Source organism: Flavobacterium sp. OHVDL-2026-0007, from assembly GCF_059882335.1.
This window is the reverse complement of sequence record NZ_CM187612.1, coordinates 3,021,691-3,035,584: the sequence shown is the minus strand read 5'-3', so window position 1 is coordinate 3,035,584 and position 13,894 is coordinate 3,021,691. Positions and strand designations below refer to the sequence as shown.

The following is a 13,894-nucleotide window of genomic DNA, read 5'->3' as shown; positions in this document are numbered from 1 at the left end:
AACAAATAAACGATAAAATGATGGTTTCTATTGTTACCAGTCTTTTTCTGTTTTTCTAGGATTGCCTTTTACTTTTTGGGCATTAACTTTATCCTGAATTTTCTTTTCTTCATTGTTTACGGCATCGAGTAAATTCTGAACGCGTTCTTTGGATATGCCTCCTGGTTGTGGTTTTGGCTCTCCTTTATTGTCCGACTTGTCGTCTTTCTTTGGATCGTTTTTACCGTCATTTTTGTCTTTATCTTTATCGCCTTTGTCGTCTTTCTTGTCTTTATCGCCGTCTTTTTTCTGATCGTCTTTTTTGTCGTTCTTTTTATCCTTGTCCTTATCCTTATCCTTGTTTTTATCGTTTTTAGGAGGATTTTCTTTTAGCTTTTGTTTGGCTAAAGCATAGTTGTAACGTGTTTCGTCGTCAGTGGGATCATTGCGCAAGGCTTCTTTATACGCTTCAACCGCCTGTGTGTAATCTTTCTCTTTCATGAAAACATTTCCTAAGTTGTGGTAGGCTTTATGTTTTTCGGGCCTAGTCTTTGTGTTTTTTATGGCTTTGCCATAGGCGAATTTAGCTTCTGAGATTTGATTTTGTTTGTATATTGTATTTCCCAGATTATAAGTTGCCGTAGCACGTTTTGGAAATTTTGATGCTGAAATTCTATAGTTCGCTTCAGCGTCAACAAATTTATTCTGCTTATATTCTTCATTGGCATTAGGCAATGTCTTGTCTTTCTCTTGAGCTGAAACGGCTAAAGAAAGGCTGAGGAAAATATAAAGAAGCACATTTTTCATTCTAATTTTTTTGTTTTTTATTCCGAATCGTATTGGGAATAATTATTTCTTTTCGTTAAATAAATTCAACTCTTTGATCCAATTTGTTTTTCTTTCTAAGAGAAAAATATCTGCAAATAGTAATAGAAAGGCAAAGCCAAGGAACCATTGAAATTGTGATTCAAAATCGGCCATTTGCGTGGCTTCAAATTCTGTCTTTTGAATATTGTTCAAAGCATTTTTTACATATTCTAAAACTTCTTTGGTGTTTCCGCCATAAACATAGCCCCCTTTTGTTGCTTTGGCAATTGCTTTTAAGCCTTCTTGATTCAGTTTGGTAATCACAATTTGATTGCTGTTGTCTCGTTGGTGGCTTACTACGACACCATTTCTTTTTAAAGGAATAGTGCTTCCTTTTTCGGTTCCAACGCCAATGGTGATGATTTTCATTCCTATTTTATTGGCCTCTTCAGCGGCAACGGAAGCGCCTTCAGAATGATCTTCTCCATCAGATATTAAAATCAACAACTTACTTGTTTTGCTTTTTTGGTCAAAATAAGTGGCGGACATTTTAATGGCTTCGTCTAGGGAAGTTCCCTGTGATGAAACCATATCTGGGGTCATGCTTTGCAAGAACATTTTGGCAACACTATAATCAGAGGTTATAGGTAAAACAGGAAAAGCACTGCCGGCGTAGGCCACAATACCAATTCTGTCACTTCCTAATTGATTGATGATTTGTGAGACCAACTGTTTGCTTTTGTCCAAACGACTTGGTGCCACATCTTCAGCCAGCATACTTTTAGATACATCAACGGCAAAAACGATGTCAATACCTTCGCGTTTTACGGTTTCCATTTTGGTACCGATTTTGGGATTTACTAAGCCTATAATGAGGCAAAAAAGCGCCAAAAGTAGTACGGATAATTTTAGTACTGGTTTGAAAACAGATCGCTCGGGGCTCAATCTTTTTACCATTTCTAAATCACCAAATTCGCGTTGTTTTTTTCGTTTCCAATACATATTGAACAGGAAAATACACACCACAATTGGGAGTAGTAGCAAGAGATATAAATATTTTTTTTCGTCTAATTCCATATGTTTTTTAAATTCAAATCTAAAATTCCAAACTTGGTGGTCGTTTAAAATTTTAATTTTTCAAATGCCAATCTGTTGCGTGCTTGTTGGGCTTTGTTCGATTTTGTAAAAATTAAATAAAGCTTCTGTACACGGTATTTCTTAAGCCAAATTCGAATAACAACAAAAAGGCAGCCAGTAAAACAAAAGCTCTGTATTTCTCATCGTAATCATAGAATTTTAGCTCTTGGATCTCAGTTGTTTCTAATTTGTTAATCGAATTGTATATTTCGACTAATTTGTCATTACTAGTGGCTCTAAAATAAGTTCCATCTGTTTTTCGAGCAATGCTTTTCATGAGTGGCTCGTCGATTTCTACTTTTTGCATTTTAAATAAAAAGCCTCCATTTGGCGCATAAGCATAAGGAGATGGTGCCATTCCGTTGGTTCCAATTCCAATGGTATATACTTTTATGCCATATTGTTTGGCGATATCTGCTGCCGTTTCTGGCTCAATAAAACCGGCATTGTTAACACCATCTGTCATCAAAATGATTACTCGGCTTTTGGCTTTACTGTCTTTAAGACGATTGACCGCTGTGGCTAAGCCCATTCCGATTCCTGTTCCATCTTGTAGCGTGGTATCGTATTTTATGCCTTTTATAGCTTCAAGAATAATGGCTTTGTCACTAGTAACCGGTGTTTTTGTATAGGCTTCAGAAGCATATAAAACCAATCCCACTCGGTCGTTGGGTCTTTCCCCTACGAAATCTGCTGCCACTCTTTTCAAAGCTTCCATACGATTGGGCTTTAAATCTTTGGCGAGCATACTACCAGAAACGTCGATAGCCATGACTATATCAATTCCTTTTGTCGTTTTAGTTTGATTGCTAATGTCTACCGTTCTTGGTCGGGCCAAAGCCACGATTAGCGAAACTAAGGCTAGAATTCTAAAAACATATAAAAAAGGTTTTAGTTTGGTTAGCAGTGATTGGCTGTTTTTAAAGCCCTGAATCGAACTCATTTTTAAAGTAGCCGACTGTTGGTTGCGTTTCCAGAAAAACCAAGCGATTGCAATTGGAATTAAGAGCAGCAACCAAAAAAATTCTGGATTTAAAAAAGTTAATTTCCCCATTAGTTCGTCGCTTTTCTAAGTTCAACAGAATTTAAAATACGGGCAGTAATGTCATTGGCATAACTGTCTCCTTCTTCGTGTATAATCATGATTTGTTGTAAGCCTTGATCTTGTTTGAAAAGCAATATTTCATAATAGGATTTTGTGCTGGTTTTATCAAGAGGATTTAGAACCGTCATGGTACCATAACCTTTTAATCCTTGAACGCCTTGATTGGTTTGGAAATCTTCTTGTTTTACGATGATGTTTTGACCTCCTTGAGACTCTATTATTTTTATAGTTCCTTCTAAGGTTTTACCTAAATCGAGCTCCACTGGGTTTTTAAATTTACTGGTGGATACGGTTACATAAAAATGATCGATCATACTACCATAAGCAAAGAATTGCATTTCCTTAAGTAAGGCCATAGTTTCTTTTGGAAGTACTTTTTCGGTATCCATTCGCTTTAAGACCTTAGGGGTTTCAATCAAAACACCAGGGTTACCGTATTCGCTTTTTACCCATTCGCTTTCCAATAATTCTTTAGACGGATGCCCAATAATATTGTCTTTAACATAAGTGAAACCCTTAGTTGCGATAAAGAAACCAGTAGTTATAACTAGTAAAGAGGCTACTGTTCCAATGGCTATAGCAATACGTTTGTTGCGTTTTTTTAGCAATTGAAGCTTGATCTGCTTTTGTTTTTGAGCCTCATTGAGTAGTTGATCTTCCTCGTCAGTCACTTCAGTTGGAATGGCATTGTCAAGGGTTAGAATTACCTTCTGAATCTTATTACGATCTTCGGTAATTTCGTATTCTAAAGGTTTAGATTTTGCAAATTTCACCAAATCGGCCTGACGTAAAACGCGCTCTAAATTCTCTACGGTTTCAGGAGTTAGGGTCATTTTCTTTTTAGTGGAAGCTGTTCTAATTCCCTGAATCAATTCAGAGGTAGTGCTTTCCATAGCAGGAATTTGAATGGCTTCCTCAATATAATTACGAGCAATATCCGTTAATTCACTATAGTATTCCTTTACTTCGCCTTTTTGCCAAAGTTCTTTTTTCTCCAGATTGTTTAATAAACTGGTTGCCTTTTCGATCGGTGTTTTGTAGACTTCTTCGGCTATTTTTTTCTGTTGACGTTTTTTAATAAACCAATATACAAAAGCACCAATTCCTAGAATAAGAAGTAGTGCTAAAAGGTATTTCCACCAGTTTCCAAGTCCATCATCTGCAGAGGAAATATCTTTGATGTCGTACATTTTTTGTTGTAAAGTGTCGACTTTTACCCCAGCGACTTCTACGGCAATAGAATCGGTTGAATACGGCTTTTTGTCAATTAAAATCTGAATACTAGGGATGGTATACCTTCCGGAGTCAAATTGTGTAAGCCCATATTTTTTGATAAGCTCGTAGCTGTCATTTTTTTTAACGGTATCAATCGGATACGATTGAATCACCTCTAAGGCTCCAATTTTTTTAAGTTGTGGAAAAACGACTTTCGATTTTGAGCTAACAATGGTTTTGAGCGTTAGCTTAAATTCGGCTCCAATTTTATTTTTAGTAGTATCAACGCTGGTTTCCACTTGTTTTTGTTGAGCAAAAACAGCTGTTGAAAGCAAAAATAAAAGTATGTACAGTTTTAATTTCATTTGATTTTTGATTTCAGATTTTAGTCTAAAATGAATGCTTAAAAAAGGAACGCTGATCAAGCATATTTAAGCGGTTTTTATTTTTTATCTTGATTTGAAATAGCCTAATAATTTAGTGACATAGTTTTCATCAACTCTAGTGTTTACAATACCTGCTCCAGATTTACTAAAGGTTTCTTTAAAGTAATTTACTCGAGTATGATATTGTTTTTCATAGTTCGTTCGCACCATCTTGGAACCAGTATCCACCAGCTGAATTTTTCCAGTTTCCGCATCTAACATGTTGACCATTCCTAAATTAGGGATTTTTTCTTCACGTATATCGTAGACGCGAACCCCAGTAATGTCGTGTTTTTTAGCAGCAATTTTTAAGGTGTGCTCGTAATCTTCAGACATGAAATCGGAAATCACGAAAATGATGGCTTTCTTTTTTTGTGTTCCTGACAAAAACTTTAAGGCTTGGGCGATATCGGTTTTTTTGCTTTTAGGCTCAAATTCGATGAGTTCACGGATGATTCTCAAAACATGAGAACGTCCTTTTTTGGGTGGGATATACAATTCGATGATATCCGAAAAGAGTATTAAGCCAATTTTATCGTTATTTTGTGTAGCCGAAAAAGCCATCGTTGCCGCAATTTCGGTGACGATGTCTTTTTTAAACTGACTTTTTGAGCCAAAACTCTCAGAACCAGAAATATCGACCATGAGCATCATAGTCAATTCTCGTTCTTCTTCAAAAACTTTTACGTGGGCTTCATTATAGCGTGCGGTAACATTCCAATCGATGTTACGAATATCATCACCATATTGGTATTGGCGCACTTCGCTAAAGGTCATTCCGCGTCCTTTAAATGAAGAATGGTATTCTCCCGAAAAGATATGATTGCTCAATCTTTTGGTTTTGATTTCTATTTTCCGTACTTTTTTTAAAAGCTCTTTTGTATCCATTTTATTTGTTTAAAGTTTAAAAGTTTCAAGCTTCAGGAATGTGGTATAACAGCCTGAAAGAGGAAACGTTAAACAAATTTTTAAGGTACTTCAATCTCGTTTATGATTTTGTTGATGATGTCTACAGAGGTGATGTTTTCAGCTTCAGCCTCATAGGTGATTCCTACCCTGTGACGTAATACATCATGTACAACAGCGCGAACATCTTCTGGGATTACATAGCCACGACGTTTGATGAAAGCGTAACATTTTGCTGCAATAGCTAAATTGATACTTCCACGTGGTGATGCTCCAAAACTAATAAGCGGTTTTAAGTCGGCAAGTTTGTACTTCTCTGGGTAACGAGTAGCAAAAATAATATCTAAGATGTATTTTTCGATTTTTTCGTCCATATAGACTTCACGAACAGCTTCTTGTGCACGTAAAATTTGGTCCACAGAAACAACTGGGTTTACTTTTTCGTAACTACCTTTCAAGTTCTGACGAATGACAAAGCGCTCTTCGTCCATTTTTGGGTAATCAATTACGGTTTTAAGCATAAAACGATCGACTTGCGCTTCTGGAAGTTGGTAGGTTCCTTCTTGCTCAACAGGGTTTTGAGTAGCCAATACTAAAAACGGTCGGTCTAATTTAAAAGTAGTGTCACCAATGGTTACTTGTTTTTCCTGCATGGCCTCCAAAAGTGCTGATTGCACCTTTGCTGGAGCACGGTTAATTTCATCGGCAAGTACGAAATTAGCGAAGATTGGTCCTTTTTTGATGGAAAACTCGTTTGCTTTGATGTTGTAAATCATCGTACCGACTACATCGGCAGGCAATAAGTCAGGTGTAAATTGAATACGGCTAAATGAACCATGGACTGCTTGCGAGAGCGTATTGATCGCTAAAGTTTTTGCTAATCCAGGAACTCCTTCAAGCAAAATATGACCTTGACCTAGTAGTCCGATTAATAAACGTTCGACCATATGTTTCTGGCCCACAATAACTTTGTTCATTTCCATTGTAAGAAGGTCTATAAAAGCACTTTCTCTTTCAATTTTTTCATTTATCGCTCTAATGTCTAAAGTCGTTGTATTTTCTTCCATATAAATATTTTTAAAACCTTTTTAAAACCTTGATTTTTATGCCTTACTTTTGAGAGTGCAAATTGAATATTTTTTGAGAAGTAAGATGTTAAAGAATGGTTAAAACTTCGATCAATGGCCTAATTTTAAGGACTAATTGTGAATCTATTTTTATATTTTTAAGAACTTTGATGATTATGCTTCAGAAAAGCAAATTTGGGACCATAAATAACGCAATTAAACCATGAGTAAAACAGTATTATCGCCTATAATTTCGGGTACTATGAATTGGGGTGTTTGGGATAAAAGTCTAACACCTAAAGAAATGGAAAACATGATACAAATTTGTATCGAAAATAAAATCACCACTTTTGATCACGCTGACATTTACGGATCTTATACCACCGAAGCTGATTTTGGAAAAGCGTTCCATTCCAGTAAAATTGCACGTGAAAAATTACAATTAATTACCAAATGCGGGATTCAGATGATTGCTGAAGGTCGTCAAAATAAAGTCAAACATTACGATTATTCCAAAGAGTATATTATCTGGTCTGTAGAAGAATCGCTTAAAAAACTAAAAACGGATTTTGTCGATGTGTTTTTGTTGCACAGACCGAGTCCCTTGATGCAGGCTGATGAAATCGCAGAAGCGGTAGAAAAATTAAAAGCAGAGGGGAAAATTGTCGATTTTGGACTTTCCAATTTTACGAGTTCTCAAACCGAGTTGATTCGTCAGAAAACAGAAGTGAGTTTTAATCAAGTGCAGTTTTCTGCTACTAATTTTGAACCCATGACTGATGGAAGTTTTGATTATATGCAAGTACACGGCATTCGACCATTGTCATGGAATCCATTAGGAACCATTTTTAGAGAGGATTCTAGAAAGACACGTCGTTTGAAAAAGTTACTTTCCGATTTGGTTAAAAAATATGGTTTCGGATCCGATACGCTATTGCTTTCATGGGTGCTCAAACATCCAGCGAAGGTAATTCCAATTGCAGGGACAGTAAATGTGGCTAGGATTCAATCACTGATCAAGGCGGTAGAATTAGAAATGGATAAGGAAGATTGGTTTGCTATTTGGACAGAAAGCATGGGAGATGATGTGCCTTAATAAGTAAATAACACGGCTAAAATAAAAACAGCTATACTTCAAAGGAAGTATAGCTGTTTTTTTGTGGTTTGGAAATTGTTATTATTTTAAAACTACGGCAGTCATGTTGGTAATTTGCCCGTTAACTACCAATACATTAGGAACTGTGATAGGAAGAAATCCTGAAGTCACATCTGGTGTGATCGTCACAATGTAAGTTCCTGCTGGAACACCGCTAAGTTGAAAAGCACCTAGTTCATTAGTATAAGTAGATACTGTAGTATCTCCAACTTGAACTGAGATCAAGGTTTGAAAAGTAAACGGAGATATAGTTCCTTTAATAGCACCAGAAGTGGCCGCAGTAGAGACTCTAATTACCGGATGTAAATTATAATTACCGGTACTACCTGTTTGCACTACTACTGAATGTTCTACATCAAAATCTAGTAGAAAATCATAAGTTACACCTCCTGTTAGGGTTTGATTCACTTTTAATTTTAAACCAGATTGTTGTGCACTTGGTGTTTTTAAAGGATAAGTTACCCCGTCTTTAACCACCGTATTGTGTTCACCTAGAACTAATCGTATTTGTCCTAAAAAGCCTGAAGGAACTTCATTGTCGGCTAAGAGCACATTCACTCCACCTGTTAAATCAAGTAAGTTATAGATGCCAGGAGTGATGTTTCCAATGCTCACCCATCCGTCTTCACCATTTTCTAAAGTGCTTTTGATTTTAACATCTATTACTTCTACGTTCACTTCGTCGTAATCACCAGGGGCGTCGGTCATTCTTACGCTAACTTTTGAAGTTTGTGAACTGTCATTATCATCATTGTTATTACAACTTGTAACAAATAGTGCTAAAAATAATGTTAGGAGGAGCATTCCTAAATTAAGCTTTACTTTTTTCATATGTTTATTTTTTAATTAATAAATTTATAACGCAGAATAAATTTCTTTTAGTGCGTTTATACTGTAATTTTGTTTGACGTTTAATTAAATCCTAGTAAAACAGGGCGATTATGTCTTAAAATAAAAGAAAATGTATATTATGAAAAAAACGGTATTAATAACAGGGGCTACAAGTGGTATTGGAAAGGCAACGGCTGAAATAATGGCTAAAAACGGCTATAACATTATCCTTTGTGGAAGACGAAAGGAGCGTTTACTAGCCCTTGAGAAAGAACTTGCTGTTTTAACCGAAGTGCATACTTTATCTTTTGATGTGCGAGATAAAGAGGCAGTTATTGAAAGCATTAATTCTTTACCTGCTGAATTTTCGACGGTTGATATCTTAATCAACAATGCAGGGAATGCGCACGGTCTTGATCCAATTCAAAGTGGAGATCTTGAGGATTGGGACGCAATGATTGATATTAACGTGAAGGGGCTATTGTATGTGTCAAAAGCGATCATGCCACAAATGATTGCGAGAAAATCAGGTCACATTATAAATATTGGCTCCATTGCCGGTAAGGAAGTGTATCCCAATGGGAATGTGTACTGCGCATCAAAACATGCCGTAGATGCCATTAGTAACGGAATGAGAATGGATTTGAATCAGTTTGGCATTCGAGTAGGAGCCATTCATCCAGGAATGGTAGAAACTGAATTTAGTGAAGTGCGTTTTAAAGGGGATACCGATAGAGCCAGTTCAGTATATAAGGGATTGGATGCTTTGCAGGCTGAGGATATTGCGGATATTATCCATTTTGTAGTGTCCAGAAAATACCATGTTAATATAGCAGATCTGATTGTGTATCCAACGGCACAGGCCTCGGCCACCATTGTAAAGAAAGATATATAAAGGATTATGTGAAAGTTCAAAAGAGTTGGCTGGACTACCTATGGGTAAAAGGAGGTTTTCGTACCAAACAACGGTGGGTAAGAAAGTGTAATTGGTAAAAAATAGCTAGAGTATGATTAATAAACGCCTTTTAATAAAAAACCTACTTGCTCATAATGATGAGAGTAGTTTTTATGATAAGAAAAGGCAATTAAATTTGCATTCTCGTGAAGGAAAAGGAAAGTTCCTTAAGCATATTTGCGCTTTGTCGAATTCGAATCCTACTAACAATTCTTATATTGTCGTAGGTGTTGAAGATCATGACAACGAAATCGTGGGGGATGATTTTTTTGACGACAGCCGAATCCAGAATTTGGTCAATGCCTTTTTAGAAAATCCACCGAGAATCCAATATGAAAATGTACCTTTTCCCAATCTGCCAAAAGACAAAGTGGTAGGGTTGGTTACCATTAAGCCCAAAAGCAAAATATCCTATTTTAAAAAAGGGATACATACCACTCCAGCCAATAGTGTTTTTGTGCGTAGAGGAAGTAATTCGGTGCCTGTTGAGGGAGAAGTTGAGAAAAATTATCAAAATACAGAAACGGTTATCGGGATTGAGAATAGTTCTCGAAACAGCATACAATATACCTTGGACGGTGTCATTGATTTTATGAATTTCAGACATAAAGATATGTCGCCTAAATATCATGTGTTCAAAGAACTTTTTGTCATTTGTTGGGCTGGAGTGCCGCATAAATCCCGTGATAAAACCTTTTTGTCCCGCGTAGATATAGAGTTGATCAATGAGCAAATCAAACTTTTTTATTCCGCTCAGGATGTGGTGACCATCGTCTTTGATGATGATAGTTTCACCATTACCGAATATGTCCCATTAGGTCTTAACGATAAAACAAGTTATTATCCTTTAGAGAAACAAACCATTCATTTTTTTGATAACGGCTACTATAAAATTGAGCGTGAAATGCTTTTTCTACCGCCTGAGTTTAATCGAAAAATGTTATTTCATATTTATAATGCCAATTTAGCACTGCTTCAGAAATTGCAAAAGGGATTTGCTTTATCCCAGCGAGAATTAAAAGATTTGGATAATCTTCCGTCCACTTTTATGATTTGTTATTTAAATGGTTTTGATGAGGCCAAGCAAAAACTCATTGACGCCAAATTGCTTTTAAAACCATTTCCACAGGTGTATTTATCGTTTAAGGAAGCCTTGCGAATTTTACGAAAAATGAAATATGATTTTCAAGAAGGCGCGAAGTCCTAAAGAGCTTGAGGGATTAGGGGAGTGATGAAGGTCACATGAAAATTCTATACCGCTAACAAGGAAGGGGCTACTTTACTTAAAAACTAAGTACTTGTTGACTTTTTCATAGGGAAACCAAATTTCTTTGGGGCCATCAACATAGGAAGCTACCTCATAGGAGTTGTAGTATAAAAGCAGGCCTTTATCTGTGTAGAAGATGTTTTGAGGCAACTCAAAAGTATCTTTCTCGAACATTAAGCCAGTGGCATTAATGTTTGATTGAGCAGGTATTTTATATTTGGCTCTAAATTCTTTTTCAGCGAAAGCTTTAAATTCTTTCCTGTTTTTAAACAATTGGTCGGTGGTAATGGTTTTTCCTGTTTTCAGATTAAATAATAAGGAACGGTGTCCTTGGTAACCGTGTGCTCCGCCTGTAAAAGTATAATGATCGATTTTGATGTTTAGAATTTCATCTGATTGGTATTCGATATTGCCCACTATTTTAGCTTGCCAACCATAGGTTTCTCCTGGGAATTTTTTGTGCATACTTTCGTAAGCTTCAATAAAAGATTTTGTTAGGCTATTGTAATCTTTTGCCTCAGAGGGTTTATCCCCGAAATAAACGATTTCTTTTAAAACCATTAGTATTTTTCTATTGATGCTGTCGGCCACCACAGGGATGTTTTTGGCTACAGGGATATTGAGGGTGATTTTAGGGCAATCGCTTTTGCAAGGTATGGTGGATTCTTTTTCAAAGACTTCATTTTCGAGCGTTAATTCTTTCGAGCATCCAGTTACTAATATAAGCACGATGAGAAGAAGGGTGTAGTGTTTCATCTTAAAAAGTGTTAATTAATCACAAAGGTAAGGAGATGTGTCAGGATAAGAATAAATTAAACGGTAAATTTGTGGAATATTTAAGCATTTAAAAATTGTAACTATATGAAATTCAATACTAAAGTTATACATGGTGGTCAACATCATGATCCCAGTACAGGAGCCGTAATGCCTCCAGTGTATCAAACTTCGACTTTTATTCAGACCAGTCCAGGTCAGCCTTTGGGTGATTATGAGTATAGTAGGGCTTCGAATCCAACGCGTAGCGCTCTAGAAAATGCTTTGGCTAGTATCGAAAATGGTACTCGTGGATTGGCTTTCTCTTCAGGTTTAGCAGCAACGGATTGTGTTTTGAGATCGTTTAAAGCAGGAGATGAAGTGATTGCAATGGACGATTTGTATGGTGGAACTTATAGAATGTTCTCTAGGATTTATAAAGATTCAGGGATTAAATTTCATTTTGTTGATATGACCGATCTTGAAAAATTGAAGTCTTTGATCAATGAAAATACGAAATTGATTTGGGTGGAAACGCCAACAAATCCCTTGATGAAATTAGCCGACATTGAAGAAGTGGCTAAAATTACCAAAGCCAATAAAATTTTATTTGCTGTTGATAATACTTTTGCGACACCTTATTTGCAAAAGCCGCTTGATTTAGGAGCGGATATCGTGATGCATTCAGCGACCAAATACTTAGGTGGGCATTCTGATGTTATTGCTGGAGCTTTAATTGTAAAAGATGAGGCCTTAGGGGAACAATTGCATTTTCAACAATTTGCAACGGGAGCCACACTTGGACCAATGGATAGTTTCTTGGTTTTACGAGGGATTAAGACTTTGTCATTAAGAGTACAAAGACATTGTGAAAATGGAGAAAAAGTGGTGGAGTTTTTAACGAAACATCCTAAAATAAATACCGTTTATTATCCAGGTTTGAAAAGCCATCCTTTTCATGAAATTGCTAAAAAGCAAATGAAAGCCTTTGGAGGAATGGTTTCTTTTACTTTTGCTTCTGGTAAAAAAGAGGATTCTATTGCTTTCTTAGAAAAATTGAAAGTCTTTACTTTAGCTGAGTCTCTTGGAGGAGTTGAGTCTCTAGCCAATCACCCGGCCTTAATGACACATGCTTCTATTCCAGCGGATAAGAGAGCGGAAGTGGGAATTACGGATGATCTGGTTCGCTTGAGCGTGGGTATTGAAGACGCAGAGGATTTAATAGCCGATTTAGAACAGGCTTTAGCATAAAAAAACAACCCCCAATTTCTCTCGAATTGGGGGTTGTTTTTTTTAATTAGAACTCTAAATAATAAATGTAGCCGACATTAAACCAAACTTGCCAATCCTTGGTTTTGTTTGCTGTATAGAGGCCAGGATTAGGGTTGATGCCGTCTATCCAGTCTGAATTATAGAGTTGAACACGACTTTCAAACATTAAATCGCTCATTTTGGTTAATTTATAGTGTACGCCGATACTCGCTATAGCAGATGGGCTAATACCTCCTTCGCTAGAGTAGCCATGTGGGTGTCCTTCTGAAGGGCTTAACAATTCTTGAGGAGTGGTTGCGGAGGTTCCTAAAGCACCTAATGATGAACTTACGGATGCACTGTAGTAACTGACGAGAAATCCCAAACTAATATACGGACTAAAACTTCCTATAGTATTCTCGAAGTCGTGTATGGACATAAAGGGACTGTATTCGATTTGGCCTCCAAGATTCAGTACCGTAGAACTTCCTTTGATGGCTGAAAACTGTGGTGATTCGTCTTCAGAGGGTGATGAGGAGGAGGTTCTGAGATCTTTAAAAGAGCTTTTGCTAAAGGATAATTCTGATCTTACTTTAAAATGTTCTGAAAAAAAATGTGCTCTGTCGTTTTGGGCTGAAAAATTAAGAAAGTGAACCACTCCGAGTCCAAAACCAGTGTTGGCCGAGCTGAGGTTAAAACCACTTTTTGGACCATAGTCGGATTGCATGGCTACAGGGCCAAAAACGATTCCTACTTCATGAGCCAGTTTTGATTGCGCTACTGCTGTTGTGGAGAGGACAAACAAAGTAAAGGTTTTGAGTAAGGTGTGTTTGAGCATGGTTTAGGTCTTCAAATCAAGATAAATATACGAAAACAAAGTGACAAAACCATTTAAAGAAGTGTATTGATGATTCTTTAGTTAAAATATTAATTTATTAAATATGTTTAGGGTGTTTTCTTTTATAATTGCTAATTTGAATACTGCTTTTTATGATTGTTAATGATTGTATTTTTTTTAAGCGGAGTTCGAAAATTAATTT

At 36.5% G+C, this 13,894-nt stretch carries 13 protein-coding genes; 4 read left to right on the top strand and 9 right to left on the bottom strand.

All coding sequences use genetic code 11. From position 1 onward, the window contains the following. Positions 1-33 precede the first annotated feature (33 nt). The 6 genes from AC51AA_RS12320 to AC51AA_RS12295 all read right to left on the bottom strand — a co-directional run bounded on the left by AC51AA_RS12320 (position 34) and on the right by AC51AA_RS12295 (position 6,641). Complete coding sequence (locus tag AC51AA_RS12320) at positions 34-786, bottom strand: tetratricopeptide repeat protein (protein WP_500702532.1); 753 nt, start codon at positions 784-786, stop codon at positions 34-36. A 42-nt stretch (positions 787-828) separates the two neighbouring features. Then, the gene (locus tag AC51AA_RS12315; RefSeq protein WP_500702531.1) at positions 829-1,863 is read right to left on the bottom strand and encodes a VWA domain-containing protein; all 1,035 of its coding nucleotides are present in this window, start codon (positions 1,861-1,863) and stop codon (positions 829-831) included. 112 nt (positions 1,864-1,975) lie between these two features. Continuing rightward, complete coding sequence (locus tag AC51AA_RS12310; protein ID WP_500702530.1) at positions 1,976-2,977, bottom strand: vWA domain-containing protein; 1,002 nt, start codon at positions 2,975-2,977, stop codon at positions 1,976-1,978. After that, positions 2,977-4,608: a hypothetical protein gene (locus AC51AA_RS12305; RefSeq protein ID WP_500702529.1), complete on the bottom strand. Its 1,632-nt coding sequence runs from the start codon at positions 4,606-4,608 to the stop codon at positions 2,977-2,979. Before AC51AA_RS12305 ends, AC51AA_RS12310 begins: the two co-directional genes overlap by 1 nt. An 84-nt stretch (positions 4,609-4,692) precedes the next feature. Next, entirely contained in the window at positions 4,693-5,556 is an 864-nt protein-coding gene (locus AC51AA_RS12300) for a DUF58 domain-containing protein (RefSeq protein ID WP_500702528.1), read from the bottom strand. Between the two features lie 80 nt (positions 5,557-5,636). Continuing rightward, a complete protein-coding gene (locus AC51AA_RS12295; RefSeq protein ID WP_500702527.1) occupies positions 5,637-6,641 on the bottom strand; it encodes an AAA family ATPase in 1,005 nt (334 codons plus the stop codon). A 223-nt stretch (positions 6,642-6,864) separates the two neighbouring features. Here AC51AA_RS12295 and AC51AA_RS12290 point away from each other — a divergent pair, with 223 nt between their 5' ends. Beyond that, positions 6,865-7,737: an aldo/keto reductase gene (locus AC51AA_RS12290; RefSeq protein ID WP_500702526.1), complete on the top strand. Its 873-nt coding sequence runs from the start codon at positions 6,865-6,867 to the stop codon at positions 7,735-7,737. An 81-nt stretch (positions 7,738-7,818) separates the two neighbouring features. On the opposite strand, the gene AC51AA_RS12285 is transcribed toward AC51AA_RS12290, so the two are convergent. Then, complete coding sequence (locus tag AC51AA_RS12285) at positions 7,819-8,628, bottom strand: DUF4382 domain-containing protein (protein ID WP_500702525.1); 810 nt, start codon at positions 8,626-8,628, stop codon at positions 7,819-7,821. A gap of 139 nt (positions 8,629-8,767) precedes the next feature. On the opposite strand from AC51AA_RS12285, the gene AC51AA_RS12280 reads away from it, so the two are divergent. After that, entirely contained in the window at positions 8,768-9,523 is a 756-nt protein-coding gene (locus AC51AA_RS12280) for an SDR family NAD(P)-dependent oxidoreductase (RefSeq protein WP_500705635.1), read from the top strand. A 112-nt stretch (positions 9,524-9,635) separates the two neighbouring features. Beyond that, positions 9,636-10,790 (top strand): ATP-binding protein, encoded by a 1,155-nt coding sequence (locus tag AC51AA_RS12275; RefSeq protein ID WP_500702524.1) that lies wholly within the window; start codon positions 9,636-9,638, stop codon positions 10,788-10,790. A gap of 72 nt (positions 10,791-10,862) precedes the next feature. On the opposite strand, the gene AC51AA_RS12270 is transcribed toward AC51AA_RS12275, so the two are convergent. After that, the gene (locus AC51AA_RS12270; protein ID WP_500702523.1) at positions 10,863-11,606 is read right to left on the bottom strand and encodes a DUF3298 and DUF4163 domain-containing protein; all 744 of its coding nucleotides are present in this window, start codon (positions 11,604-11,606) and stop codon (positions 10,863-10,865) included. Between the two features lie 105 nt (positions 11,607-11,711). Between AC51AA_RS12270 and AC51AA_RS12265 the strand changes: the two genes are divergently transcribed. Beyond that, positions 11,712-12,854 (top strand): cystathionine gamma-synthase, encoded by a 1,143-nt coding sequence (locus AC51AA_RS12265; protein ID WP_500702522.1) that lies wholly within the window; start codon positions 11,712-11,714, stop codon positions 12,852-12,854. Positions 12,855-12,900: 46 nt separating this feature from the next. Here the strand turns inward: AC51AA_RS12265 and AC51AA_RS12260 are convergent, their stop codons facing one another. After that, positions 12,901-13,692, bottom strand: a complete 792-nt coding sequence (locus tag AC51AA_RS12260; RefSeq protein ID WP_500702521.1) for a THC0290_0291 family protein — start codon at positions 13,690-13,692, stop codon at positions 12,901-12,903. Positions 13,693-13,894: the final 202 nt, after the last annotated feature.

Excerpts from the sequence above, each read along its gene's own strand:
- AC51AA_RS12320 (WP_500702532.1), bottom strand. The coding sequence starts at position 786 with ATGAAAAATGTGCTTCTTTATATTTTCCTCAGCCTTTCTTTAGCCGTT.
- AC51AA_RS12315 (WP_500702531.1), bottom strand. The coding sequence starts at position 1,863 with ATGGAATTAGACGAAAAAAAATATTTATATCTCTTGCTACTACTCCCA.
- AC51AA_RS12310 (WP_500702530.1), bottom strand. The coding sequence starts at position 2,977 with ATGGGGAAATTAACTTTTTTAAATCCAGAATTTTTTTGGTTGCTGCTC.
- AC51AA_RS12305 (WP_500702529.1), bottom strand. The coding sequence starts at position 4,608 with ATGAAATTAAAACTGTACATACTTTTATTTTTGCTTTCAACAGCTGTT.
- AC51AA_RS12300 (WP_500702528.1), bottom strand. The coding sequence starts at position 5,556 with ATGGATACAAAAGAGCTTTTAAAAAAAGTACGGAAAATAGAAATCAAA.
- AC51AA_RS12295 (WP_500702527.1), bottom strand. The coding sequence starts at position 6,641 with ATGGAAGAAAATACAACGACTTTAGACATTAGAGCGATAAATGAAAAA.
- AC51AA_RS12290 (WP_500702526.1), top strand. The coding sequence starts at position 6,865 with ATGAGTAAAACAGTATTATCGCCTATAATTTCGGGTACTATGAATTGG.
- AC51AA_RS12285 (WP_500702525.1), bottom strand. The coding sequence starts at position 8,628 with ATGAAAAAAGTAAAGCTTAATTTAGGAATGCTCCTCCTAACATTATTT.
- AC51AA_RS12280 (WP_500705635.1), top strand. The coding sequence starts at position 8,768 with ATGAAAAAAACGGTATTAATAACAGGGGCTACAAGTGGTATTGGAAAG.
- AC51AA_RS12275 (WP_500702524.1), top strand. The coding sequence starts at position 9,636 with ATGATTAATAAACGCCTTTTAATAAAAAACCTACTTGCTCATAATGAT.
- AC51AA_RS12270 (WP_500702523.1), bottom strand. The coding sequence starts at position 11,606 with ATGAAACACTACACCCTTCTTCTCATCGTGCTTATATTAGTAACTGGA.
- AC51AA_RS12265 (WP_500702522.1), top strand. The coding sequence starts at position 11,712 with ATGAAATTCAATACTAAAGTTATACATGGTGGTCAACATCATGATCCC.
- AC51AA_RS12260 (WP_500702521.1), bottom strand. The coding sequence starts at position 13,692 with ATGCTCAAACACACCTTACTCAAAACCTTTACTTTGTTTGTCCTCTCC.